This window comes from Mycobacterium persicum, assembly GCF_002086675.1.
Taxonomy (GTDB): domain Bacteria; phylum Actinomycetota; class Actinomycetes; order Mycobacteriales; family Mycobacteriaceae; genus Mycobacterium; species Mycobacterium persicum.
In genome coordinates, this window is the sequence record NZ_MVIF01000002.1 from 103,101 (window position 1) to 128,574 (window position 25,474).

General features: G+C 66.5%; 21 protein-coding genes. 18 read left to right on the forward strand and 3 right to left on the reverse strand.

Going from position 1 to position 25,474, the window contains the following annotated elements; translation table 11 throughout:
- Positions 1 to 2: 2 nt before the first annotated feature.
- Positions 3 to 887, reverse strand: coding sequence for a homocysteine S-methyltransferase (mmuM, locus tag BST40_RS01635; protein WP_089024973.1), 885 nt, complete (start codon positions 885 to 887; stop codon positions 3 to 5).
- A 293-nt stretch (positions 888 to 1,180) separates the two neighbouring features.
- Here mmuM and clpX point away from each other — a divergent pair, with 293 nt between their 5' ends.
- From clpX to proB, 17 genes are all read left to right on the forward strand, one after another.
- A complete protein-coding gene (gene clpX, locus BST40_RS01640; RefSeq protein ID WP_023365883.1) occupies positions 1,181 to 2,461 on the forward strand; it encodes an ATP-dependent Clp protease ATP-binding subunit ClpX in 1,281 nt (426 codons plus the stop codon).
- A gap of 371 nt (positions 2,462 to 2,832) precedes the next feature.
- Positions 2,833 to 4,794, forward strand: coding sequence for a 2-oxoacid:acceptor oxidoreductase subunit alpha (locus BST40_RS01645; RefSeq protein WP_083153195.1), 1,962 nt, complete (start codon positions 2,833 to 2,835; stop codon positions 4,792 to 4,794).
- Positions 4,795 to 4,862: 68 nt separating this feature from the next.
- Positions 4,863 to 5,954: a 2-oxoacid:ferredoxin oxidoreductase subunit beta gene (locus tag BST40_RS01650; protein WP_075548375.1), complete on the forward strand. Its 1,092-nt coding sequence runs from the start codon at positions 4,863 to 4,865 to the stop codon at positions 5,952 to 5,954.
- Between the two features lies 1 nt (position 5,955).
- Positions 5,956 to 6,561, forward strand: coding sequence for a molybdenum cofactor guanylyltransferase (mobA, locus tag BST40_RS01655; protein ID WP_083153197.1), 606 nt, complete (start codon positions 5,956 to 5,958; stop codon positions 6,559 to 6,561).
- Between the two features lie 1,076 nt (positions 6,562 to 7,637).
- Complete coding sequence (locus tag BST40_RS01660; RefSeq protein ID WP_075548374.1) at positions 7,638 to 8,261, forward strand: transglycosylase family protein; 624 nt, start codon at positions 7,638 to 7,640, stop codon at positions 8,259 to 8,261.
- 114 nt (positions 8,262 to 8,375) lie between these two features.
- Positions 8,376 to 9,632: a saccharopine dehydrogenase family protein gene (locus tag BST40_RS01665; RefSeq protein WP_075548373.1), complete on the forward strand. Its 1,257-nt coding sequence runs from the start codon at positions 8,376 to 8,378 to the stop codon at positions 9,630 to 9,632.
- Positions 9,633 to 9,704: 72 nt separating this feature from the next.
- Positions 9,705 to 10,298: a DUF937 domain-containing protein gene (locus tag BST40_RS01670; RefSeq protein WP_075548372.1), complete on the forward strand. Its 594-nt coding sequence runs from the start codon at positions 9,705 to 9,707 to the stop codon at positions 10,296 to 10,298.
- A gap of 44 nt (positions 10,299 to 10,342) precedes the next feature.
- Positions 10,343 to 10,957, forward strand: coding sequence for a LysM peptidoglycan-binding domain-containing protein (locus BST40_RS01675; protein WP_075548371.1), 615 nt, complete (start codon positions 10,343 to 10,345; stop codon positions 10,955 to 10,957).
- Positions 10,958 to 11,033: 76 nt separating this feature from the next.
- Positions 11,034 to 13,697 (forward strand): valine--tRNA ligase, encoded by a 2,664-nt coding sequence (locus tag BST40_RS01680; protein ID WP_082275539.1) that lies wholly within the window; start codon positions 11,034 to 11,036, stop codon positions 13,695 to 13,697.
- Positions 13,694 to 15,127 carry a bifunctional tetrahydrofolate synthase/dihydrofolate synthase gene (folC, locus tag BST40_RS01685; RefSeq protein WP_083153199.1) on the forward strand — a complete coding sequence of 478 codons (1,434 nt, stop codon included), beginning with the start codon at positions 13,694 to 13,696 and terminating at the stop codon, positions 15,125 to 15,127. Before BST40_RS01680 ends, folC begins: the two co-directional genes overlap by 4 nt.
- Complete coding sequence (locus BST40_RS01690) at positions 15,124 to 15,510, forward strand: DUF4233 domain-containing protein (protein WP_075548369.1); 387 nt, start codon at positions 15,124 to 15,126, stop codon at positions 15,508 to 15,510. The genes folC and BST40_RS01690 overlap by 4 nt, the downstream gene beginning before the upstream one ends.
- Before the next feature lie 49 nt (positions 15,511 to 15,559).
- Positions 15,560 to 15,970 carry a nucleoside-diphosphate kinase gene (gene ndk / locus BST40_RS01695; RefSeq protein ID WP_075512939.1) on the forward strand — a complete coding sequence of 137 codons (411 nt, stop codon included), beginning with the start codon at positions 15,560 to 15,562 and terminating at the stop codon, positions 15,968 to 15,970.
- Between the two features lie 322 nt (positions 15,971 to 16,292).
- Positions 16,293 to 19,223, forward strand: coding sequence for a ribonuclease E (rne, locus tag BST40_RS01700; RefSeq protein ID WP_083153200.1), 2,931 nt, complete (start codon positions 16,293 to 16,295; stop codon positions 19,221 to 19,223).
- Between the two features lie 214 nt (positions 19,224 to 19,437).
- Positions 19,438 to 19,749 carry a 50S ribosomal protein L21 gene (gene rplU, locus BST40_RS01705; RefSeq protein ID WP_075548367.1) on the forward strand — a complete coding sequence of 104 codons (312 nt, stop codon included), beginning with the start codon at positions 19,438 to 19,440 and terminating at the stop codon, positions 19,747 to 19,749.
- Positions 19,750 to 19,763: 14 nt separating this feature from the next.
- Entirely contained in the window at positions 19,764 to 20,030 is a 267-nt protein-coding gene (gene rpmA / locus BST40_RS01710) for a 50S ribosomal protein L27 (RefSeq protein ID WP_075548366.1), read from the forward strand.
- A gap of 53 nt (positions 20,031 to 20,083) precedes the next feature.
- Positions 20,084 to 21,523, forward strand: coding sequence for a GTPase ObgE (gene obgE / locus BST40_RS01715; protein WP_075548365.1), 1,440 nt, complete (start codon positions 20,084 to 20,086; stop codon positions 21,521 to 21,523).
- Positions 21,523 to 22,629: a glutamate 5-kinase gene (gene proB / locus BST40_RS01720; protein WP_075548364.1), complete on the forward strand. Its 1,107-nt coding sequence runs from the start codon at positions 21,523 to 21,525 to the stop codon at positions 22,627 to 22,629. The genes obgE and proB overlap by 1 nt, the downstream gene beginning before the upstream one ends.
- Before the next feature lie 2 nt (positions 22,630 to 22,631).
- Here the strand turns inward: proB and BST40_RS01725 are convergent, their stop codons facing one another.
- Positions 22,632 to 23,270 (reverse strand): TetR/AcrR family transcriptional regulator, encoded by a 639-nt coding sequence (locus tag BST40_RS01725; RefSeq protein ID WP_075548363.1) that lies wholly within the window; start codon positions 23,268 to 23,270, stop codon positions 22,632 to 22,634.
- Positions 23,271 to 23,339: 69 nt separating this feature from the next.
- Between BST40_RS01725 and BST40_RS01730 the strand changes: the two genes are divergently transcribed.
- Positions 23,340 to 24,614, forward strand: coding sequence for a cytochrome P450 (locus BST40_RS01730; RefSeq protein WP_075548362.1), 1,275 nt, complete (start codon positions 23,340 to 23,342; stop codon positions 24,612 to 24,614).
- On the opposite strand, the gene BST40_RS01735 is transcribed toward BST40_RS01730, so the two are convergent.
- Positions 24,611 to 25,465, reverse strand: a complete 855-nt coding sequence (locus tag BST40_RS01735) for a Sir2 family NAD-dependent protein deacetylase (protein WP_371687245.1) — start codon at positions 25,463 to 25,465, stop codon at positions 24,611 to 24,613. The two genes, BST40_RS01730 and BST40_RS01735, sit on opposite strands and share 4 nt — an antisense overlap.
- Positions 25,466 to 25,474 lie beyond the last annotated feature (9 nt).

Sequence of the window (25,474 nt, forward strand, 5' to 3'; positions counted from 1 at the left end):
ACTTAGGCCTCAACGGCCAGTGCCCGCCGGAGCTCGGCAATGTCCGCCGGCCCCACCCGGCAGCATCCGCCGACGATGCGCGCTCCCGCGGCAACCCACTGCGCGGCGAGCTCACCAGAAAACCGCCGCGGGCCTACCCAAGAACGGTGCCGGCTGTCCCAATGCTCGCCGCTGTTGGGGTACACGATCACCGGCTTGCCCACGTCGGCGCACGTCACTGCCGCCAACACGTCTTCGGGAGCACAGCAATTGACGCCCACCGCGACGATCTCCGGAACGCCGGCGGCCACCGCGAACGCGGCGGCCAGCGGTTGCCCGGCTCGGGTTCGGGTTCCCTCGATCGTGTAGCTGAGCCACGCCGGCACCCCCACCTGGCGCACCAGGCTGACGAGTGCTTCGGCCTCGTCGACATCGGGGATGGTTTCCAGTGCCAGCACGTCCGCGCCGGCGGCGGCCAGCACCTCCAACCGGGGGCGATGCCACCGAGTTAGAGCCCGGACGCTGAGTCCGTAGCGGCCTCGATATTCCGACCCATCGGCGAGTGCGGCGCCGTAGGGTCCGACCGAGGCGGCCACCAGAAGGCCGGCCGTGCCGGCCTCGTCCCGCGCGGTCGCGGCGAGTTCGACACTGCGGCGCAGCAACGCGACCGCGCCGTCTCGGCCGATCCCGTGCGCCGCGAATCCGTCGAACGACGCCTGGTAGCTGGCTGTCGTGGCGATTGTGGCGCCGGCGCGGAAGTACTCCGCATGCACCGCGGTGATCTCCTGTGGCGCGTCGGTCAGCAGCCGCGCTGACCACAACCGGTCGGTGAGGTCGTGACCGCGGGCCTCGAGCTCGGTGGCCAGGCCGCCGTCGCTGATCACCACGGAATCAGCAGCCAACCGCACAAACGTCACTGTAGGGTGGTCGCCTGGGGTGCGGGCCGCCACCGGATGCCGGTTGATGAGCAACGGTTGCATCACGACCGCGACACGCCAGAGACAACGATTGCGCGTCTCGACGAGTGCCGCGCGCCGCTGGGCGATATGTTTCATTCAGACACGAGGCTATGAATACCAAGGAATATCAAAGACGCTATTCGGCGCCAACAGTCGCGGTGGGCCGCAGCAAGCGGGTAGCGTCGGGGAGTACACGCGGCACGGTAAGACGAACGGCGAACAGGAAGTAGGCCCTCACCATCATGGCGCGCATAGGAGACGGCGGTGACCTGCTGAAGTGCTCGTTCTGCGGGAAGAGTCAAAAACAGGTCAAGAAGCTCATCGCCGGTCCCGGAGTGTACATCTGCGATGAGTGCATCGACCTTTGCAACGAGATCATCGAAGAGGAACTCGCCGACGCCGACGATGTGAAACTCGATGAACTGCCCAAGCCCGTTGAGATCCGGGAATTCCTCGAGGGCTACGTCATCGGACAGGACACCGCCAAACGGACCCTGGCCGTCGCGGTCTACAACCACTACAAGCGCATCCAGGCCGGCGAGAAGAGCCGAGACTCCCGGCACGAGCCGGTCGAGCTGACCAAATCCAATATCTTGATGCTGGGACCGACCGGTTGCGGTAAGACCTATCTGGCCCAGACGCTGGCCAAGATGCTTAACGTGCCGTTCGCCATCGCCGACGCCACGGCCCTCACCGAGGCCGGTTATGTCGGTGAAGACGTCGAGAACATCCTGCTCAAACTGATCCAGGCAGCCGACTACGACGTCAAGCGTGCCGAGACGGGCATCATCTACATCGACGAGGTCGACAAGATTGCCCGCAAGAGCGAGAACCCGTCGATTACCCGCGACGTCTCGGGAGAAGGCGTTCAGCAGGCCCTGCTGAAAATTCTCGAGGGCACCCAGGCATCGGTTCCCCCGCAGGGCGGCCGCAAGCATCCGCACCAAGAGTTCATCCAGATCGACACCACCAACGTGCTTTTCATCGTCGCGGGCGCATTCGCCGGGCTGGAGAAGATCATCTACGAGCGGGTGGGCAAGCGTGGCTTGGGCTTCGGCGCCGAAGTCCGGTCCAAGGCCGAGATCGACACCACCGACCACTTTGCCGAAGTGATGCCCGAGGACCTGATCAAGTTCGGTCTGATTCCCGAATTCATCGGCCGCCTGCCGGTGGTTGCCTCGGTCACCAACCTGGACAAGGAGTCGTTGGTCAAGATTTTGTCAGAGCCGAAGAACGCTTTGGTCAAGCAGTACACCCGGCTCTTCGAAATGGACGGGGTGGAGCTGGAGTTCACCGACGATGCGCTGGAAGCGATCGCGGACCAAGCGATCCACCGCGGCACCGGCGCTCGCGGCTTGCGGGCGATCATGGAAGAAGTTCTGCTGCCGGTCATGTATGACATCCCCAGCCGCGACGATGTCGCCAAAGTCGTGGTCACCAAGGAGACGGTGCAGGACAACGTGCTGCCGACGATCGTGCCGCGCAAGCCGTCCCGTTCCGAGCGCCGCGACAAGAGCGCCTAGCGTCGGGAGGAGACGGGCTCCGACGCTACGAACCGAGCCCGTCGCGACCTAGCTCTGTACCCGCGCGTCGCCCAGCTGAGACACGATCGAGCGGTCTCAGGCGCAGCTGGTGAGAAAGTGACCAAGACCACAGTTTGGGCTGCCACCACAACCGTCCCCTCCCTGACGTCGGCTTTTAGTAAATCGACCGCACTCTGCCGAGGTTCGGTGACGGCTAAACGCGCAGGAACAAGTGTCATACTTGATACCGCCAGTGACACCAAAACGTGAGGTGGGGGAGCCATTCCGACGGCGTAACCTGAAACCGCACCGGAGTGCTTCTCCTGATTAGGGCCTGATTAAAAGCCTGATTACGGACGGAAGGCGGAGACGTGGATCCGAATGGCAGCGGAGCCGAGTCAGAGTCTCATGCCGTGGCGTCGCATGCCCGGCACGAGCGGCGGCGCCTGGAACATGTCGTCATCCGTTTCGCCGGCGACTCCGGCGACGGGATGCAGCTGACCGGCGACAGGTTCACTTCGGAAGCGGCCATCTTCGGCAACGACCTGGCCACCCAGCCGAACTATCCCGCCGAGATCCGGGCTCCGGCAGGCACCCTGCCCGGGGTGTCGTCATTTCAGATTCAGATTGCTGACTACGACATCCTGACGGCCGGTGACCGGCCGGACGTGCTGGTCGCGATGAACCCGGCAGCGCTGAAGGCCAATCTCGGTGACCTGCCCCGCGGGGGGATGGTGATTGCCAACTCTGACGAGTTCACCAAGCGCAACCTGATGAAGGTCGGATACGTCACCAATCCGCTGGAGTCCGATGAATTGGACGAGTACGTCGTGCATTCCGTGCCGATGACCGGGTTGACCCTGGCGGCAGTGGAAACCGTTGGCGCGTCGAAGAAAGACGGCCAGCGCGCCAAGAACATGTTCGCCTTGGGGTTGTTGTCGTGGATGTACGGCCGGCCGATACGGACCAGTGAAAACTTCATCAGAGAGAAGTTTGCGCGCAAGCCCGACATCGCCGAGATCAATGTGCTGGCCCTCAAGGCGGGGTGGAACTACGGCGAGACCACCGAGGCATTCGGCACCACGTACGAAGTTCCGGCGGCGGCCTTGCCGCCCGGCGAATACCGGCAAATTTCGGGAAATACCGCCTTGGCGTACGGGATCGTTGCAGCGGGCCAGCTCGCCCATGCTCCGGTGGTGCTGGGCAGCTATCCGATTACGCCGGCGTCCGACATCCTGCACGAGCTGTCCAAACACAAGAACTTCAATGTCATCACCTTCCAGGCCGAAGACGAGATCGGTGGTATCTGTGCGGCCCTGGGTGCGGCGTACGGCGGTGCGATCGGTGTCACCAGCACGTCGGGGCCGGGTATTTCGCTGAAGTCCGAGGCACTAGGCCTTGGCGTGATGACCGAACTGCCATTGATCGTCATCGATGTGCAGCGAGGTGGGCCGTCGACCGGCCTGCCCACCAAGACCGAGCAGGCCGACCTGCTGCAGGCGTTGTATGGCCGCAACGGTGAGTCGCCGGTAGCGGTGCTCGCGCCGCGGTCGCCGGCCGACTGCTTTGAGGTCGCCGTCGAGGCGGTGCGGATCGCCCTTGCCTACCAGACCCCGGTGATCGTGTTGTCCGATGGGGCCATTGCCAACGGCTCCGAACCGTGGCGGATTCCCGACATCACCACCTTTGAGCCCATCGTGCATAAGTTCGCCAAACCCGACGAGCCCTTCCAGCCGTACAACCGGGACCCCGAGACTCTGGCCCGTCAGTTCGCCGTTCCCGGCACTCCCGGTCTGGAGCACCGCATCGGCGGGCTGGAAGCGGCCAATGGCTCCGGTGCCATCTCCTACGAGCCGATGAATCACGACCTCATGGTTCGGATTCGCCAAGCTAAGATTGACGGAATCCGGGTTCCCGACCTCGAGGTCGACGACCCGACGGGGGACGCCGAGCTGTTATTGATCGGCTGGGGCAGTTCTTACGGGCCGATCGGTGAGGCGTGCCGGCGGGCGCGGCGCAAGGGGATCAGGGTCGCTCATGCCCACTTGCGGTACCTCAGCCCATTGCCGGCGAACTTAGGTGACGTGCTGCGACGTTATCCGCAGGTAGTGGCACCTGAGATGAACCTGGGCCAGTTGGCGCTGGTGCTACGCGGAAAGTATCTGGTCGACATTCAATCGGTCACCAAAGTTCAAGGATTGTCGTTCTTGGCCGACGAAATCGGCCGAGTTATCCGCGCGGCATTGGGCGGGACGCTGGCCGAGATTGAGCAAGACAAGACGATGGTCGCCAAATTGGGGGCGGCCCCCATTGGAGCGGGAGCTGTCGAATGACCGGCGCCGCGCCCCAGTGGTGCGCCGTCCGTCAGCGCGGGACCAGGCAATGAGAAGGAAGGGCGCTCATGACTAGCGCGACCGGCGATCTGGCGGGCACAGACCTCGGTCTAACCCCGAGTTTGACCAAGAACTCGCGGGTGCCCATGACGAACGAACCGCAGAAGGCCAAGGATTACACCAGTGACCAGGAGGTCCGCTGGTGCCCGGGGTGCGGGGACTACGTCATCCTCAACACCATTCGCAACTTTCTGCCCGAACTCGGACTGCGCCGCGAGAACATCGTGTTCATCAGCGGCATCGGATGTTCCAGCCGCTTCCCGTACTACCTCGAGACCTATGGATTCCACTCGATCCACGGCCGCGCGCCGGCGATCGCGACCGGGCTGGCGCTGGCCCGCGAGGACCTGTCGGTGTGGGTGGTCACCGGAGACGGGGATGCGTTGTCGATCGGTGGTAACCACCTGATCCATGCGATGCGCCGCAACGTCAACATCACGGTCCTGCTGTTCAACAACCGGATCTACGGGCTGACCAAGGGGCAATACTCACCGACATCGGAAGTCGGCAAGATCACCAAGTCGACCCCGATGGGTTCGCTGGACACTCCGTTCAACCCGGTCTCGTTGGCCTTGGGTGCCGAGGCGACGTTCGTCGGTCGCGCGCTGGATTCCGACCGCGCCGGGCTTTCCGAGGTGCTCCGCGCTGCCGCCCAGCACCGCGGTGCCGCGCTGGTCGAAATCCTGCAGGACTGCCCGATATTCAACGACGGCTCTTTCGACGCGCTGCGCAAGGAGGGGGCGGAAGAGCGGGTGATCAACGTCCGACATGGTGAACCGATCGTGTTCGGCGCCAATGGTGAATACTGCGTCGTGCGGTCTGGCTTCAGCCTCGACGTGGCCAAGACCGCCGACGTGGCTGTCGAGGACATCGTGGTCCACGACGCGCACGCCGACGACGCGGCGTATGCGTTCGCGTTGTCACGGCTGTCCGATCAAAACCTCGAACACACCGTGCTCGGAATCTTCCGCCACATCAGTAGGCCCACCTACGACGACGCGGCACGGTCTCAGGTCAGCGCCGCCCAGAGTGCGGTTCCGTCCGACGCCACCGCGCTGCAAGCACTGCTCCGCGGGCGTGACACCTGGACTGTCGGCTGACGTGGGCGAACCGGTGCCGGGCGCAGAGTCACTTGCCGGGGTCGTCCTGGCCGGCGGAGAGTCGCGGCGGATGGGTCGTGACAAAGCGACGCTACCGCTGCCAGGAGGGACCACAACGCTGGTCGAGCACGTGGTCGGTGTTGTCGGACAGCGCTGCGACCCGATATTCGTGATGGCGGCTCCTGGACAACCATTGCCGCCGTTGCCGGCTGACGTGCTGCGCGACGAAGTGCGGGGGCTCGGTCCATTGCCGGCGACTGGGCGCGGACTGCGTGCGGCCGCCGCGGCCGGCGCGCGGCTTGCGTTCGTGTGCGCCGTCGACATGCCTTTGCTGACAGTCGAATTGATCGATGATCTGGTGCGCCGTGCGGTGCAGACCAATGCCGAAGTGGTGCTGCCGTGGGACGGTCGCAGCCACTATTTGGCTGCGGTATACCGGACGGAGTTGGCCGATCGGGTTGATGCATGGGTTGCCGCCGGTGAGCGCAGGATGAGCGCCTTCGTCGATGCTTGCGACGCTCAACGGATCGTGATGTCGAATTCCCGGCCGCTGTCGAATGTCAATACCGCGGCCGACTTGCGCGTACCAGCACAGCCTCGGCGCTGACCGTCAGCTCTTACCGTGCCCGTGCGACGGGCTGCAAAATTCATGCCCGGTTCGCGTCTGTTTGCTCTCCGGATTGAGTGCAATCGAATTCTTTGACCCGGCGTGAGTCTTTTACTTCTGTTTGTTTTCTCATTTAAATGTTATTAGTAGATTTAGAATTCTTCCGTTGTTAGGGCTGCTTTTCAGCCAAGAAGGACCATGCCCCTTGTGCTGCGAATCCCAATGTTGTTGTAGCACAGTGCCTTTCGGCTGACAGCTATCTGGAAATCGTTCCGCTGCCATCGCCGACAAATGTGTCTATGAACGGCAGCGCACCGACGGCAGGCATCTGGGGGGTGGTGTGCAATCAGCGGCTGGGCCGGCCTCGGCGCGCCGGGGTGCGCGGCTACCGTGCCGAACCTCGGCAAAGAGGCCATGGAACACGTAAAGCCTTAGCGGATATGCACTTTCACTGAGCGGTGAGTTTGGTATCGGCCCCGGACGTCTTCCGGGATGTGGTTTCGGCCGCGGCCTACGTGGTGGCGAGGACTACCGGCCATAGCGGAAGCGGTGCGCTATGAGCTGGGTCACGAGCGGCTGCCGACGGATTCGTTGAATAGCCCGGCGACCACATGCGGCCAAATGCGTGGCGCAGCTCACAAAATACCCGTGATTCGGCTCACCGTGGCACCGGAGGCAGGCAGGTCCGAACGCAGTAATAAACAGGTGTTTGACCTGCGGAGACCATTGTGCGACCGCGTCGTGATCCGCTCGTTATAGAACCGAAATATCACTTCGGCTGGGATGACGAATCCAAATCGTTATCGTACGGTGCGTTTAGCCCGAAACCGGGCATCAGTAGTTGAACACAATTGAATCCACGGATCCCGCGTGTGAGCGGAGCTGCGGGCGGCACGGATCTAGTACAGCCGTCGCAGCAGTCGGGCATAGAAACCCCCGACGGGCAACTCGGGCCCTCCGCTGTCGTGCCGAAACGAGACGGCACGTCCCAAAGCAGCAATTCCACCTGGACATCGCATCCAACCCACCGCCGTGGGCTGGCTCGCTTTGGCGCGCGCACCGCGAAAGGAACAATCTTGAAGAACGTCCGTAAGACGCTCATCGTCGCCGCGATCACTGGGACGCTCGTGACTGTGCCGTCCGGTACCGCCGCCGCGGACGAGGGCCTTGACCCGAACGCGGCGCCCGGCCCCGATGCGGTGGGCTTCGACCCTAACGTGCCTGCGGCCCCGGACGCCTTTGCTCCGGGCGCCCCGGACGACGCACCGGCCCCTGAGCTAGTGGGGTTCGACCCAAGCGTGCCTCCGCCTGCGGCTCCGGACGCCGTGATCGCGCCGGTCGACCTGCCGGATGGGCCGGCCCCGGACGCCGCGCCGCCGGCCCCGGAACCGGTGGACTTCGACCCGAACATGGCGCCACCGCCGGCCCCCGACGTTCCGCCTCCTCCTCCGCCGGCTGCTCCCAAGGCCTACAGCGTGAACTGGGACGCCATCGCCCAGTGCGAGTCGGGCGGCAACTGGGCCATCAACACCGGTAACGGCTACTCCGGCGGCCTGCAGTTCACCGCCGGCACCTGGCATGCCAACGGCGGCTCCGGCTCGGCGGCCAGCGCCAGCCGTGAGGAACAGATCCGCGTGGCCGAGAACGTACTGCATTCGCAGGGGATCGGCGCCTGGCCGGTCTGCGGTCGTCGCGGCTGACCACACCGCCAGGCGATATAGCCGAACACCGGGTGCCGGGCCTTCGGGCCCGGCACCCGGTGTATTCGGGGTCGCATGCGTGCTGGGTCGCGCACCGCGGGTAGCGTCTGGCCAGTGACCGCAGCGCCGCGTGAATTCGACATCATCCTCTACGGGGCCACGGGTTTCGTCGGCAAACTGACCGCCGAATACCTGGCTCGAGCCGGCGGAGACGCGCGAATCGCGCTGGCCGGCAGGTCGACCGAGCGACTGCGCGGCGTTCGCGACACGTTGGGAGAACCCGCGCAGTCCTGGTCGGTCGTCGCCGCCGACGCCGGGTCGCCCGCGACCCTCGAGCAGATGGCGGCCCGCACCCGAGTCGTCGTCACCACGGTCGGGCCGTACATGCGCTACGGGCTGCCGTTGGTGGCGGCGTGCGCCGCCGCCGGCACCGATTACGCCGACCTGACCGGCGAGCCACCGTTTGTCCGCGACAGCATCGATCAGCACCACAAGCAGGCCGCCGACACGGGTGCCCGGATCGTGCATGCCTGCGGCTTCGACTCGATCCCGTCAGACCTGAGCGTGTACGCCCTGTACCATGCCGCCCACGACGACGGCGCCGGGGATCTGGGCGACACGCACTTTGTGGTCCGGTCTTTCGCCGGCGGGCTATCCGGCGGCACGATCGCCTCGATGCTGGAGATTCTGCGTGCCGTCTCCGCCAACCCTGACCTGCGTCGGCAATTCGCCGACCCGTACACGCTGAGCACCGACCGCGCCGCCGAGCCCGAACTCGGCCCGCAGCCCGATCTGCCATGGCGGCGCGGCAGTCAACTCGCTCCCGAGCTGAGCGGACTGTGGACGGCCGGGTTCCTGATGGCGCCGACCAATACCAGGATCGTGCGCCGTAGTAACGCGCTGTTGGATTGGGCCTACGGTAGGCGGTTCCGGTACAGCGAGCACATGAGCCTGGGATCATCGCCGCTGGCGCCGCTGGCGTCGGCCGTCATCAGCGGTGTCGGCAACGTGACGACCGGATTGGGCAGCCGTTATTTCCGGCTGCTACCACAAGGGTTGGTGCAGCGGGTGGTGCCCAAGCCGGGCTCCGGCCCGAGCGCGGCGGCTCGCGACCGTGGCTACTACCGGATCGAGACCTACACCACCACAACCTCGGGCGCCCGATATGTGGCGCGCATGAAGCAGGACGGCGATCCCGGCTACAAGGCGACGTCGGTCTTGCTAGGGGAGTGCGGTCTGGCGCTGGCATTCGATCGCGACAAGCTCTCGGATCTGCGCGGGGTGCTGACCCCGGCCGCCGCGATGGGTGACGCGCTGCTGGCGCGCTTCCCGGCCGCCGGCGTGTCGTTGCACACCGAGCGGCTGGTCTGAGCCGGTGACGGCGTACGTCTAGGGTCAGAAGGGTGGTGGCTTGATATCCGACCCCGAAGGCAGCCTGCACCGATGCCCGGTCTTGATGATCTCTACACCCAGATTCCTACATCTGACATCGCGCGCACGCTCGGCGCAGACGAAACCGAGGTGGACGCGGCGGTCCGCACGCTGGTACCGGTGCTGCTTACCGGATTGCACCAGCATTCGCAGGATCCCGAACGCGCCGGCCGGATCGAGTCGGTCGCCAGCAGCCATGCCGCGCGTGGCCTGCTCGACGCGGGCGGGGCGCTCGACCAGGTTGACCGGCGCGGCGGAGAACAGGCCGAAGAGGTCGTCGCCACACTGTTCGCCGGCAATGACAGCGACAGCGTGGCATCGGCACTGGCCAGTGGTGGCGCCGGAAGGAGAGAACTTCTGCAGCGGTTGTTGCCGCTGGTGCTCCCGAAGGTGCTGGCATACCTGGGAAATCAGCTCCGGCCGGGCGGCGCACTGCAGGGTACTGCGGTTCAGCATGAGGAAACAGGCTCCGGTGGCGGCCTGGCTCAGCTGCTCGGCGGGATCCTTGGCGGCGGAAATGATGAAACGTCCCTCGGCAACCTCCTGGGTGGCAGGGGCCGCGCGCTGGGGGACATCATCGGCGGGCTCCTCGGCGGCAAGAAGTAACCCGGCGCAATCAGTCGGCCGGACCGGATAACGAAAGGCAAAGCATGTCAGACACGCTCGGCGAAGGACAGCGGCTGCAGCGAGGGCAATCCCTGGTCTCCAACAACGGGGCCTACACCTTGACCCTGCAAGAAGACGGCAACCTGGTGCTCGCCGCTGACGGCACGCCGGTATGGGCCACTGCTACCGACGGCCAGGACGTGGTGCGCGCCGAGCTGCAGACCGATGGCAACTTCGTCCTCTACACACCGGAGCGACCGGTCTGGCACAGCCACACCGTGGGCAGCACGAGCGTCAGACTGGTGCTCCAGGACGACCGCAACCTGGTGCTCTACGCCGCCGACGGCCCGGCCTGGGCCACCGGGACGCAGATCGACACGCCGCCGGCGGACCTGCAGAAATCTGTTGGCGCCCCGGAGGTGACCGGCGCGGCACAGGCGGCGCAACCCGTCGGGGAAGCGGCGCCCATCGCAGCGACGGTCGCCGACGAGCCGGCTGAGCCCGCGCTCAACACGTACACCGTGGTTTCCGGTGACACCTTGTGGGGCATCGCCGAACGCTTCTACGGTGACGGGAACAAATACCAGGTGCTGGTCGACGCCAACGCGATCCCTAATCCCGACCTGATCCATCCGGGCCAGGTGCTCACGATTCCGTGATCGACTCCTTGATGGTCGTCCACCTGCGGTTTTAGGCGCCTCCGCGCCGCTACGCGGCGGTTCCTAGAATTGACCGGTGACCTCGCGCGCCCGCTCTGACGCCGACCAGCTGCCCAAGTCGTGGGACCCGGGTGCGATGGAGGGCGCCATCTACCAGAAGTGGCTGGATGCCGGTTACTTCACCGCGGATCCCGGTAGCAGCAAGCCCGCCTACTCGATCGTGCTGCCGCCGCCGAACGTGACCGGCAGCCTGCATATGGGCCACGCACTGGAACACACCATGATGGACGCGCTGACCCGCCGAAAACGGATGCAGGGCTACGAGGTGCTGTGGCAGCCGGGCACCGACCATGCCGGTATCGCCACCCAAAGCGTGGTGGAAAAGCAGCTGGCCGTCGACGGCAAGACCAAGGAGGACTTCGGTCGTGAGCTGTTCGCCGCCTTGGTCTGGGACTGGAAGCGGGAGTCGGGCGGGGCGATCGGCGGCCAGATGCGCCGGCTCGGCGACGGGGTGGACTGGAGCCGCGACCGGTTCACCATGGACGAGGGGCTGTCGCGGGCGGTGCGGACGATCTTCAAGAGGCTCTACGACGCCGGGCTGATCTATCAGGCCGAGCGGCTGGTCAACTGGTCGCCGGTGCTGCAGACGGCGATCTCGGATCTGGAGGTCAACTACCTCGACGTCGAAGGCGAGCTGGTGTCGTTCCGGTACGGCTCGTTGGACGATTCGCAACCGCACATCGTGGTCGCCACCACGCGGGTGGAGACGATGCTCGGCGACACCGCCATCGCGGTGCACCCCGACGACGATCGCTACCGCGACCTGGTCGGCGCCACCCTGCCGCACCCGTTTGTCGACCGGCAGCTGATCATCGTCGCCGACGAGCATGTGGATCCCGAATTCGGCACCGGCGCAGTCAAAGTCACGCCCGCTCACGATCCGAACGACTTCGAGATCGGGATCCGGCATAGCCTGCCGATGCCCTCGATCATGGACACCAAGGGCCGGATCGCCGACACCGGAACCCAATTCGACGGCATGGACCGATTCGAAGCACGGGTTGCGGTGCGTGAGGCGCTGGCCGCCCAAGGCCGCATCGTCGAGGAGAAGCGCCCCTACCTGCACAGCGTGGGGCATTCCGAGCGCACCGGGGAGCCGATCGAACCGCGGCTGTCGTTGCAGTGGTGGGTCCGGGTGGAGTCGTTGGCCAAGGCCGCCGGCGACGCGGTGCGCAACGGCGACACCGTGATTCACCCCGCCAGCCTGGAACCGCGCTGGTTCACCTGGGTCGACGACATGCACGACTGGTGCATCTCGAGGCAGCTGTGGTGGGGTCATCGCATCCCGATCTGGTACGGACCCGACGGTGAAAAGGTATGTGTCGGACCGGACGAAACGCCCCCCGAGGGCTGGGAGCAGGACCCCGACGTGCTGGACACCTGGTTCTCCTCCGCGCTGTGGCCGTTCTCCACTCTGGGCTGGCCCGAAAAGACACCGGAGCTCGAAAAGTTCTATCCGACAAGTGTTCTGGTCACCGGCTACGACATTTTGTTCTTCTGGGTAGCGCGGATGATGATGTTCGGCACCTTCGTCGGCGGCGACGACGCCATCACGCTCGACGGTCGCCGCGGCCCCCAGGTGCCCTTCACCGACGTGTTCCTGCACGGGCTGATTCGTGACGAGTTCGGCCGCAAGATGAGTAAGTCCAAGGGCAACGTCATCGACCCGCTGGAGTGGATGGACACCTTCGGTGCCGATGCGTTGCGGTTCACGCTGGCCCGCGGCGCCAGCCCCGGTGGCGACTTGGCGATCGGCGAGGACGCCGTCCGGGCGTCGCGCAACTTCACCACCAAGCTGTTCAACGCGACCCGCTACGCACTGCTCAACGGCGCCGTGCTGGCGCCCTTGCCGGCACCGGCCGAGCTGACCGATGCCGACCGCTGGATCCTGGGACGACTGGAAGAGGTTCGCGCCGAAGTGGATTCGGCCTTCGACAGCTACGAGTTCAGCCGCGCCTGCGAGGCGTTGTATCACTTCGCCTGGGACGAGTTCTGCGACTGGTATGTCGAACTGGCGAAAACCCAACTGGCCGAGGGACGCTCGCATACCACAGCGGTACTGGCGGCCTCGTTGGACACGTTACTTCGGCTGCTGCACCCGGTGATCCCGTTCGTCACCGAGGCGCTCTGGCAGGCGCTGATGGATGGGGAGACCCCCGAAGAGTCGCTGGTGGTCGCCGACTGGCCGCAGCCCTCCGGGATTACTTTGGATCCCGTTGCTGCGCAGCGCATCAGCGATATGCAAAAGCTGGTGACCGAGGTCCGACGATTCCGCAGCGACCAGGGGCTGGCCGACCGGCAGAAGGTGCCGGCCCGACTGGCCGGTATCGACGAGTCGGACCTCAATACCCAGGTTGCCGCCGTGACATCGCTGGCATGGCTCACCGCTGCGGGTCCGGATTTCCGCCCGTCGGTGTCATTGGAGGTTCGGCTGAGCCGGGCAAGGGTCGTCGTTGAACTCGACACCTCCGGCACGATCGACGTGGCCGCTGAACGCCGCCGGCTGGAAAAGGAATTGGCCGCGGCGCAAAAGGAGCTGGCAGCAACCGGCGCCAAATTGGCGAACGCGGATTTCTTGGCCAAGGCGCCCGAAGCTGTCGTCGACAAGATCCGCGACCGGCAGCGGCTGGCGCACGAGGAAAGCGACCGCATCACGGCCAGGCTGGCTGCGCTGCAATGAGTTTCGAGTCGACAGACCGGCCATCTACCGGCATGGCTCCCACGCCGGACGAGATCGCGTCGCTGCTGCAGGTCGAGCACCTGCTGGACCAGCGCTGGCCGGAGACTCGCATCGAGCCGAGCCTGACAAGGATCAGCGCGCTGCTGGACCTGCTGGGATCACCGCAACGTGGCTATCCCTCGATCCACATCGCCGGAACCAACGGCAAGACGTCGGTGGCGCGGATGATCGACGCATTGGTCACCGCGTTGCAGCAACGGACCGGCCGCACCACCAGCCCGCACCTGCAGTCGGTGGTGGAACGCATCTCGATCGACGGAAAGCCGATCAGCCCGGCGCAGTACGTGGCGACGTACCGGGAAATCGAGCCGTTCGTGCAGATGATCGATGAGCAGTCGCAGAATGCAGGCGGGCCGGCGATGAGCAAGTTCGAGGTGCTCACCGCGATGGCGTTCGCCGCGTTCGCCGACGCGCCCGTCGACGTCGCGGTGGTCGAGGTGGGTATGGGTGGACGATGGGACGCCACCAACGTGATCAATGCGCCGGTGGCGGTGATCACCCCGATCAGCAAGGACCATGTCGACTACCTCGGGAACGACATCGCCGGGATCGCGGGCGAGAAGGCGGGGATTATCCGTCGAGCCGAAGAGGGCTCGTCGGAAACGGTCGCGGTCATCGCGCGTCAGCGCCCGGAGGTCATGGAGGTGCTGCTGGGTCAGGCCGTCCGCTCGGACGCCGCGGTCGCCCGGGAGGATTCGGAGTTCGCCGTGTTGGGCCGACAGGTCGCCGTCGGCGGTCAGGTGCTGCAACTGCAAGGTCTGGGCGGGGTGTACTCCGACATCTACCTGCCGCTGCACGGTGAACACCAGGCGCACAACGCGGTGGTGGCGCTGGCCGCGGTCGAGGCATTCTTCGGCGCGGGTGCCCAGCGTCAACTCGACGTCGAGGCGGTGCGGGCGGGATTCGCCGCGGTCACCAGCCCGGGCCGGCTGGAACGGATGCGCAGCGCACCGGCGGTGTTCATCGACGCAGCCCACAATCCGGCCGGGGCGGCTGCGCTGGCCCGGACGCTGGCCGACGAGTTCGACTTCCGGACGTTGGTCGGGGTGATCAGTGTGCTGGCCGACAAGGACGTCGACGGCATTCTGCAAGCGGTGGAGCCGGTGTTCGACTCGGTCGTGGTGACCCACAACGGGTCACCGCGCGCGCTGGATGTCGAGTCGCTGGCCGCGGCGGCCCGGGAGCGGTTCGGACCCGATCGGGTGCTGTCCGCCGCGAACCTGAGCGATGCCATCGACACGGCAACCGCGCTGGTCGACGGGGCGGTGGCGGACCCGGGCGACGCGTTTTCCGGCACCGGGATTGTCATCACCGGCTCGGTTGTCACCGCCGGCGCTGCCCGCACCTTGTTTGGTCGTGACCCGGAATGACCGAGCAACCGGCAGCGCCCACACCACCGGCCGACCCGTGGAAGAGCTTCGGTGCGGTCATGGCCGCGACACTGCTTCTCGAGGCGATCGTGGTGCTGCTGGCGATACCCGTGGTGGGCGCGGTGGGCGGCGGGCTGGGTCCGGCATCGCTGGGGTACCTGATCGGACTGGCCGTGGCATTGATCCTGCTTGCCGGGCTGCAGCGCAGACCCTGGGCGATCTGGGTGAACCTCGGCGTCCAGCTGGTGCTGCTCGCCGGGTTCGCCGTGTACCCGGGCGTCGGCTTCATCGGAGTGCTGTTCACCGGGGTATGGGTGCTGATCGCGTACTTTCGGGCCGAGGTCCGGCGCCGGGAGCGAGGGGGAGCGCCGCCGCCGGGCTGAGCCGGGCCTGCCGTGCGAAGTCAGCGTTGGCCATCTACTCTTAGCCACCGTGACTGAACGGACCCTCGTGCTGATCAAGCCGGACGGTGTGCAACGCGGACTGATCGGCGAGATCATCGGCCGCATCGAGCGCAAAGGCCTGACCATCGCGGCGCTGGAGCTCAGGAACGTCAGCGACGAGCTGGCCGGCCGTCATTACGCCGAGCACGAAGGCAAGCCGTTCTTCGGGTCGTTGCTCGAATTCATCACCTCGGGGCCGGTGGTGGCGGCCGTCGTGGAGGGGCCGCGAGCGGTCGCGGCTTTTCGCCAGCTGGCCGGCGGCACCGACCCGGTGGACAAGGCCACGCCCGGCACCATCCGCGGCGACTTCGGCTTGGAAACCCAGTTCAACCTGGTGCATGGCTCCGATTCGGCCGAGTCGGCGCAGCGCGAGATCGCGCTCTGGTTTGCCGGCGCCTAGCGCCGGGAGAAGTGCTTGCGAGCCGGATTCGTCGGCGTACGACTCAGACGAGGGTGATCCGGCCCGGTGATATGGGATACTGACTGCGGGTGAACGTCGCCGGACCGGCGTCGAACACCCGAATGAAGACTTCGGCAAGCGCGACCATCGCCATTCGATGGGGCGCGGCGTGTCAAGCCGTCATTCAGCACGGCGCCGAGTGTGCTCGCCTGAGCGGCTCGGAGCAAGACCATCACAAGTCCGGGAGAAGTGACCCGGGCACATAGCGGAGCCCTCGCGTGGCCGCGTCGAAACGACGCGCCCGGGGGCTTGAGGAGAATACGTGGTAGACGGTGCCCCATCTTCAGACCCAAAAGAGCCGACACAGCGTGAGGAACTGCCGGACCGACTGAGAGTCCATTCGCTGGCACGAACGCTGGGGACCAGCAGCAGGCGGGTGCTCGATGCCCTCAATGCGCTGGACGGTCGAATCCGCAGCGCACATTCCAGTGTGGACCGGGTCGACGCGGTCCGGGTGCGCGACCTGCTGGCCGAAACGCCCGCCGACGAAGCGGACCAAGCCAACCAAGCCAACCAAGCCAAAGAAGAACCAAACGCTGAACCCAGTGTCGCCGCGGCGGCTGTTGCACCGGACGAAGCTGACGAAGCCCCGGAACCCGAATCCCGGCTGCTGCTGGAAACGCAGGAAACGGTCCAGGTCGTCGAGACCCGGGTGGAGCGCCCGCATTACCTGCCGTTGTTCGTCGCGCCGCAGCCGATTCCCGAGGCGATCGACGAGGACGACGGCACCGATGACGAGGCGGCCGACGATGCCGACGATGACGACGAACAGGAGCAGATCGACCGGCCGAGCGGTCGGCGGCGTCGGCGTGGCCGTCGGGGCCGTGGTCGGGGACGCGGTGAACAGGGTGGATCCGACGGCCCAGGCGAAGATGACGGCGATGAGGGCGACCGGAAGGCGGTTGGCGATTCTGCCCGTTCCGACGACTCCGAGGGTGACGATTCAGAGGACTCCGACGACACCGACACCGACACCGACGCCGGCGACGAGGACAACGGTTCGGCAGAGGGCGCCAGCCGGCGCCGCCGGCGCCGCAGACGGCGCAAGTCGGGATCCGGAGAGGACGGCGACGAGGGCCCGGCGCCCGACGATCCGCCCAACACCGTTGTGCATGAACGCGCGCCCCGCAACGGCGGCTCCGGAGACGACGAGTCCGGCGGCAACGAGATCAAGGGCATCGACGGCTCGACCCGGCTAGAAGCCAAACGGCAACGTCGCCGGGACGGCCGCGACGCCGGGCGGCGCCGCCCACCGGTTCTGACCGAAGCCGAATTCCTGGCCAGGCGCGAGGCCGTCGAGCGGGTCATGGTGGTGCGCGACCGAGTCCGCACCGAGCCGCCGCACCCGGGCACCCGTTACACCCAGATCGCCGTGCTGGAAGACGGCATCGTCGTCGAGCATTTCGTGACTTCGGCTGCTTCCGCGTCGTTGGTGGGCAACATCTACCTGGGCATCGTGCAGAATGTGCTGCCGTCGATGGAGGCGGCCTTCGTCGACATCGGTCGCGGCCGCAACGGTGTGCTCTACGCCGGTGAAGTCAACTGGGACGCAGCCGGACTCGGCGGGGCCGACCGCAAGATCGAACAGGCCCTCAAACCCGGCGACTACGTCGTCGTCCAGGTCAGCAAGGACCCGGTGGGCCACAAGGGCGCACGGCTGACCACGCAGGTGTCGCTGGCCGGCCGCTATCTGGTCTACGTGCCGGGCGCGTCGTCGACCGGGATCAGTCGCAAGCTGCCCGACACTGAACGCCAGCGGCTCAAGGAGATCTTGCGCGAGGTGGTGCCGTCCGACGCGGGAGTGATCATCCGCACCGCGTCCGAGGGAGTCAAAGAGGGCGACATCCGTGCCGACGTCACCCGGTTGCAGGAACGCTGGCAACAGATCGAAGCCAAGGCCGCCGAGGTCAAACAGAAGGCGGCCGGCGCTGCGGTGGCCCTCTACGAAGAACCGGATGTGCTGGTCAAGGTCATCCGCGACTTGTTTAACGAGGACTTCGCCGGACTCATCGTTTCCGGCGACGAGGCCTGGGCCACGATCAATGACTACGTGAATTCCGTTGCGCCCGACTTGGTTTCGAAATTGACCAAGTATGAGCCGGCCGAGCTTGCCGAGAGTCAGACGCGCCCCGACGTCTTTGCGGTGCATCGCATCGACGAGCAGCTGACCAAGGCGATGGACCGTAAGGTGTGGCTGCCGTCGGGCGGGACATTGGTGATCGACCGGACCGAGGCCATGACGGTGATCGACGTCAACACCGGCAAATTCACCGGCTCCGGGGGCAATCTCGAGCAAACCGTCACCAAGAACAACCTGGAGGCGGCCGAGGAGATCGTGCGTCAGCTGCGGCTGCGTGACATCGGCGGCATCGTGGTCATCGACTTCATCGACATGGTGCTGGAATCCAACCGCGATCTGGTGCTGCGCCGGCTGACCGAGGCGCTGGCCCGCGACCGCACTCGTCACCAGGTGTCAGAGGTGACCTCGCTGGGCTTGGTCCAGCTGACCCGCAAACGTTTGGGAACCGGCCTGATCGAGGCCTTCTCGTCGTCGTGTGCCCAGTGCAACGGGCGTGGGATCCTGCTGCATGCCGATCCGGTGGATGCGGCGCCGGCGACCGGGCGAAAGTCGGAATCCGGGGGTCGCCGAAACAGGCGCTCGAAGAAGAGCCGCGCCGAAGAGCCCACTGAGAAGGGGATCGTGGCCAAGGTCCCCGCTCACGCCCCCGGCGAGCATCCGATGTTCAAAGCGATGGCCGCCGGCTCGTCGCTGGGACCGGGCCGTGGAGACGGGGAACCCGAGGAGTCCGGTGAGGAACTCGCCGCCGCGATCGACGAGGACACCGCGATGGCGGTGTCCAGCGACATCGAAGACCTCGAAGACAACGAAGACACCGGGGAGCCCGATGACATCGAAGACTTCGAGGACACCGACGAAGATGCCGACGAGGACGAAGAGCTCGACGACGAGGAGCTCGACGACGACGAGCTCGACGACGACGATCTCGGTGATGACGACCTCGATGACGAGCTCGACGTCGATGATTCCGACACCGACGACGAGGACACCGACTCCGAGCCCGACGACAGTCCTGACCGGCCCGGACCCGTCGAGGCTTCCTCGTCGCCGGAACGTCCGCGCCGGCGACGCGCGGCGGGCAGGCCGGCCGGCCCGCCGATACATGTGGACTGAGCGCCCCAACCGCTGGGCCGGTTTGACCCTCTAGCCGCTGGTCACGTAACCTGGGTCAGCTGTCGCCGGGCTGCCAGCCTACGACGCCGATCCGGTCCAATCGCGCCTGCGGTGGCGCTGTGGTGCCGAATCGCGAACCAGATCCGCACGTGTCAGCGACTGCTGACGCGTGCCCGCAAGAGTAAGCACGACAACGAGCAGAGGTGCACCCACGATGGCGACCTACGCAATCGTCAAGACCGGCGGCAAGCAATACAAGGTTGCCGTCGGAGACGTGGTCAAAGTCGAAAGGCTCGAATCCGACCCCGGCTCGAAGGTGTCGCTGCCGGTCGCCTTGGTCGTCGACGGTGCCACCGTCACCACCGATGCCAACGCCCTGGCCAAGGTCGCGGTGACCGGCGAGGTCCTCGAGCACGTCAAGGGGCCCAAGATCCGGATCCACAAGTTCAAGAACAAGACCGGCTACCACAAGCGGCAGGGCCACCGTCAGCAGCTGACGGTCCTGAAAGTCACCGACATCAAATAGCGGAGGCGACAAAAATGGCACACAAGAAGGGCGCTTCCAGCTCGCGCAACGGTCGGGACTCGGCCGCGCAGCGGCTGGGTGTCAAGCGGTTCGGCGGCCAGGTCGTCAAGGCCGGCGAGATCCTGATTCGTCAGCGTGGCACCAAATTCCATCCCGGCATCAACGTCGGCCGCGGCGGCGATGACACGTTGTTCGCCAAGGCGGCCGGTGCGGTCGAGTTCGGCATCAAGCGTGGGCGCAAGACCGTCAACATCGTCGCGGCCGGGCAAGCGACCGACTGAGCGTCGTGGTTGTGCACTAGCTGCACACTCGGGGTCGATTGAGGGGATGCCCGATGCCTCGGTTCGTCGATCGGGTCGTTGTTCACGTGCGGGCGGGCTCGGGTGGTAACGGCTGCGCCTCGGTTCATCGGGAGAAGTTCAAGCCGCTAGGTGGTCCCGACGGCGGCAACGGCGGTCGCGGCGGCAGCGTCATCTTTGTGGTGGACCCGCAGGTGCACACCCTGCTCGACTTCCATTTCCATCCCCACATCACCGCGCCGTCGGGCAAACCGGGGATGGGCAGCAACCGCGACGGCGCAGCGGGCGCCGATCTGGAGGTCAAGGTTCCCGACGGCACCGTCGTGCTGGACGAAACCGGGCGGTTGCTGGCCGATCTGGTCGGCGCCGGCACCCGCTTTGCGGCCGCCGCCGGTGGCCGCGGCGGCTTGGGCAACGCCGCGCTGGCGTCACGGGCCCGCAAAGCCCCCGGGTTCGCGCTGCTCGGCGAACCCGGACAGTCGCGCGATCTCACCCTGGAACTCAAGACCGTCGCCGACGTCGGGTTGATCGGATTCCCGTCGGCCGGAAAGTCGTCGCTGGTGTCGGTCATTTCGGCGGCCAAACCCAAGATCGCCGACTACCCGTTTACCACCCTGGTGCCCAATCTCGGCGTGGTCTCGGCGGGCGAGCACGCATACACCGTCGCCGACGTGCCCGGCTTGATCCCGGGCGCTGCCCAGGGCCGCGGCCTAGGCCTGGACTTCCTGCGGCACATCGAGCGCTGCGCGGTGCTGGTGCATGTCGTGGACTGTGCGACCAACGAGCCGGGCCGCGACCCGATCTCCGACATCGACGCGCTGGAAGCCGAACTCGCGGCCTACACACCCACGCTGCGAGGCGACGCGGTGCTCGACGATCTCACCGAGCGGCCCCGGGCGGTGGTGCTCAACAAGATCGATGTCCCCGAGGCGCGGGAGCTCGCCGAGTTCGTTCGCGACGAGATCGCCCAACGCGGTTGGCCGGTGTTCCTGGTGTCCACAGTCACCCGGGAGAACCTGCAGCCGTTGATCTTCGGGCTGTGGCACATGGTTGCGCAATACCACGCCGCACAGCCTCAGGTGGTGCCGCGACGGCCGGTCATTCGCCCGGTGCCCATCGACGACAGTGGTTTCGACGTGCAGCCCGACGGCCGCGGCGGCTTCGTGGTGACCGGTGCCCGACCCGAACGCTGGATCGGCCAGACCGACTTCGACAACGACGAGGCCGTCGGCTACCTCGCGGACCGCCTCGCGCGCCTGGGTGTTGAGGACGAGCTGCTGCGGCTGGGCGCCCAGCCGGGGTGCGCGGTGACGATCGGTGACATGACTTTCGACTGGGAGCCGCAAACTCCCGCGGGCGGTCACGTCGCGATGTCGGGCCGGGGCACCGATGCGCGCCTGGAGCGCAGCGATCGGGTCGGCGCCGCCGAACGCAAGGCGGCCCGCCGGCAGCGACGCGAACGCGGTGAGAGCTGATGGCCAGTCCGCACCGGGAAGTCATTCGGACCGCGCGCAGCCTCGTCGTGAAGGTCGGGACGACGGCGCTGACCACGCCGTCGGGGATGTTCGACGCCGGCCGGCTGGCCGAGCTCGCCGACGCTATCGAGGCGCGGATGAAGGCGGGCACCGACGTCGTCATCGTGTCCTCGGGCGCGATCGCCGCCGGCCTCGAACCGCTCGGATTATCGCGTCGGCCAAGAGATCTGGCGACCAAACAGGCCGCCGCCAGCGTCGGGCAGGTGGCGCTGGTGAACTCGTGGAGCACCGCGTTCGCCCGGTACGGCCGCACGGTGGGGCAGGTGCTGTTGACCGCCCACGACATCTCGATGCGGGTCCAGCACACCAACGCCCAGCGCACCCTGGACCGGCTGCGGGCGCTGCACGCGGTGGCGATCGTCAACGAGAACGACACGGTGGCCACCAACGAGATCCGCTTCGGCGACAACGATCGGCTGTCGGCGCTGGTGGCTCACCTGGTGGGCGCCGAGGCGCTGGTGCTGCTGTCCGACATCGACGGGCTTTACGACAGCGATCCCCGAAAGCACCAGGGGGCCCGGTTTATCCCCGAAGTGTCCGGGCTCGCGGATCTTGAGGGCGTTGTCGCCGGCCGCAGCAGTCATCTGGGTACCGGCGGGATGGCGTCCAAGGTGTCGTCGGCGTTGCTGGCCGCGGACGCGGGGGTGCCGGTGCTGCTGGCTCCCGCGGCCGACGCGGCGACGGCGCTCACCGATGCGTCGGTGGGTACGGTGTTCGCGCCGCGGCCCGGGCGCATGTCGGCGCGGCGGTTCTGGGTACGGTATGCCGCCGAGGCCGCGGGTTGGCTGACGCTCGACGCGGGTGCGGTGCATGCGGTCGTGCGGCAACGCCGGTCGCTGCTGCCGGCGGGAATTACCGCGGTGTCGGGCAAGTTTTTCGCCGGCGACGTGGTCGAACTTCGTGGACCCGACGCGACCACGGTGGCCCGCGGTGTGGTCGCCTACGACGCGGCCGAGCTGGCCGCGATGATGGGCCGGTCCACCTCGGAGCTGTCCGGTGAACTACGCCGGCCCGCGGTGCATGCCGACGACCTGGTGCCCGAGTAACCTCACGTAGCCGAAGCGGCTTCCAGATACAGTGCGCCCCAGACTATTTCGGTCATCGTGGTGGCCAGCTCGGCGTCGAACTCGGATGGTTTGCCCGGCAAGCTCTGCTGACAGACCCGCTCGACCATCCAGGTCAGCGCATCGGCGGTGGTGGCCGCGGGCAGTTCGGCCCGAATGGAGCCGTCGGCCTGGCCGTCCTCGATGACACGGGCCAGGCGCTCGGAGATGGCGGTCAGCAGATCGCGATAGGTTTGTGCCGCCATCGGGTCGTAGCCGGCCATCTCGCTGAGCGCCACAAGCAGCGGTTGGTGACGCCGAAAGCTGGAGATGACGCCCGCCATGGCGGCGCGGACATCCTCGGGATTGTGTCGCCAGGCCACGTCCCACCACTGTGCGGCGCGGTGCTCCAGGTCGTCGAAAACCTGGCCGGCCAACCGGCGCAGCAGGTGGCCTTTGTCCTCGAAATAGATGTAGAAGCTGGCGCGGGAGATGCCAGCCGCGGTCGCCAGCCGATCCACGCTGAGCTCGGTGAAGCTCGCGCCCTCGTTCATCAGTTGTTCGGTGGCGTCCAGCAGCCGCCGTTCCAGCTGCTCTCGTCGCTGCCGGCGGCTGGCCTGGGTGTTGCGAGTAACCGATGGCATGTCTCGTTCTGCGCCTCCCTTCCGCTTCGGGCGAGCATAACCGTGAATTCGACATCTTGACTAGACACTATGTCCAATTCTATGGTCGTGGTCGTGGCTGCCGGTATCCGTGCCTACGACCCGATCGACCTGTCCTCGCGCAAGTTCTGGGCCTTGACCGCCGCCGAGCGGGAACGCTCGTTCGCGGTGCTGCGCGCCGAGCGTCCGGTGAGCTGGCACCGACCGGTCGACGACGCCCTGCTCCAGGATCCCGGCGACCCTGGTTTCTGGGCGGTCACCCGGCGCTCCGACATCGTCACGGTCAGTCGCACCAACGAGGTGTTCCTGTCCGGCAAGGGCGTGCTCTTCGAAAACGTGCCCGTCGAGTTGCTGGAAGGGTCGCAGTCGTTCCTGGCGATGGACCCGCCGCGACACACCAAGCTGCGCAAGCTGATCAGCGCGGCGTTCACGCCGCGGCAGGTGCGCCGCATCGAGGACTCGATCAAGACCAACGCCCAGGTCATCGTCGAAGAGCTACGCACGGCCGGCAGCGGTGTCGATTTCGTCGAGCGCTGCGCCAAGGAACTGCCGATGCGCACTTTGTCGGACATGGTCGGGATTCCCGAATCCGAACGTGAGCCGGTGGCTCATGCCGCCGACGCGCTGGTCTCCTGGGCCGACTCGGTCTACCTCGACGGGCGCAACCCGGTGCAAGTGCTGTTCGAGAATCAGGCCTATCTGCATCAGCTTGCCGCCGAGCTGGCTGCCGAACGGCGCGACCACCCGGGCGATGACTTGTTCAGCGGCCTGGTGAACGCCGAAGTGGACGGCGACCGGCTCTCCGATGCCGATGTGGCGGCGTTCTTCGTGTTGCTTGCGGTGGCCGGCAATGACACCACTCGCCAAGCCACCAGTCACACGCTGCGCGCGCTCACCGACTTTCCCGCCCAGAAGGCTTGGCTGGTCGCGGATTTCGACACTCGGATCGGCACCGCGGTCGAGGAGTTCATCCGTTGGGCCACCCCGGTGATGACGTTTCGACGCACGGCCGCAACAGATTTCGAGCTGGCCGGCCAGACCATCCGGGCCGGCGAGAAGGTGGTGATGTTCTATGCGTCCGGCAACCGGGACTCGGACGCCTTCGACCATCCCGACCGCTTCGACTTGAGCCGCAGTCCCAACCCGCATGTCGGGTTCGGCGGCGGAGGAGTGCACTTTTGCCTGGGCGCTCATGTGGCCCGGACGCAACTGCGCGCCATCTTCGGCGAGCTGCTGCGGCAGTTGCCGGACATCCAGGCCGGCGATCCGGCCTACGTGCCGGGCAACTTCGTGCACGCCATTCGCAGCATGCCGTGCACGTTCTAAGGGGCCGCTCTAATGGGCCGCGGGCTCGCCAGCTCGGCGGCCAGCCGCGTCAACGTCTCCGAGCATCCGCCGTCGATCTTCACCGCGGCCAAGCCGTCGCCGCGGGTGGGTCCCCGGTTGACGATCGCGATCGGGATCGCCAGGGCGGCGGCGCGGCGCACGAATCGGTAGCCGGAGAACACCGTCAGCGACGAGCCGGCCACCAGCAGCGCCTGGGCCCCTTCGACCAGTGAATATGCCTGGGCCACACGGTCTTTAGGCACGTTTTCGCCGAAGTAGACGATATCGGGCTTGAGTATGCCGCCGCAGCACGGACAGTCGAGGTAGCGAAACGATGCGGTGTCGGCGGCCGAGGCGATGACGGCGTCCGAGTCGGGAGCCACCCCCAGTCCGCCGACCGCCGCGGCGCGCTCGATAAATCCGGGGTTGAGCGCTTCGAGCTTTTCGGCCATCGCGGCGCGGCTGGTGATATGACCGCAACTCAGGCACCTCACCTGCGCGTAGGTGCCGTGCAGGTTGACCACGTTGCGGCTGCCGGCCTTGGTGTGCAGCAGATCGACGTTCTGGGTGATCACGCCGGTCACCACCCCGGCCCGCTCGAGCGCGGCCAGCGCCCGATGGCCGGCATTGGGTACGGTGTCGTCCATGTGCCGCCAGCCGCAATGATTGCGGGCCCAGTATCGCCGGCGAAACCGCGGATCCGAGGTGAACTGGCCGATGGTCATGGGATTGCTCGGCGGTGAGTCAGGTCCCCGGTAATCGGGTATGCCCGAGTCGGTAGAAATTCCCGCGCCCGTGAGTGCCGCGACCCGGCGCCCGGCCAGCAGCGCGACGAGGTCGCAGGAGTCCACCCAACCGAG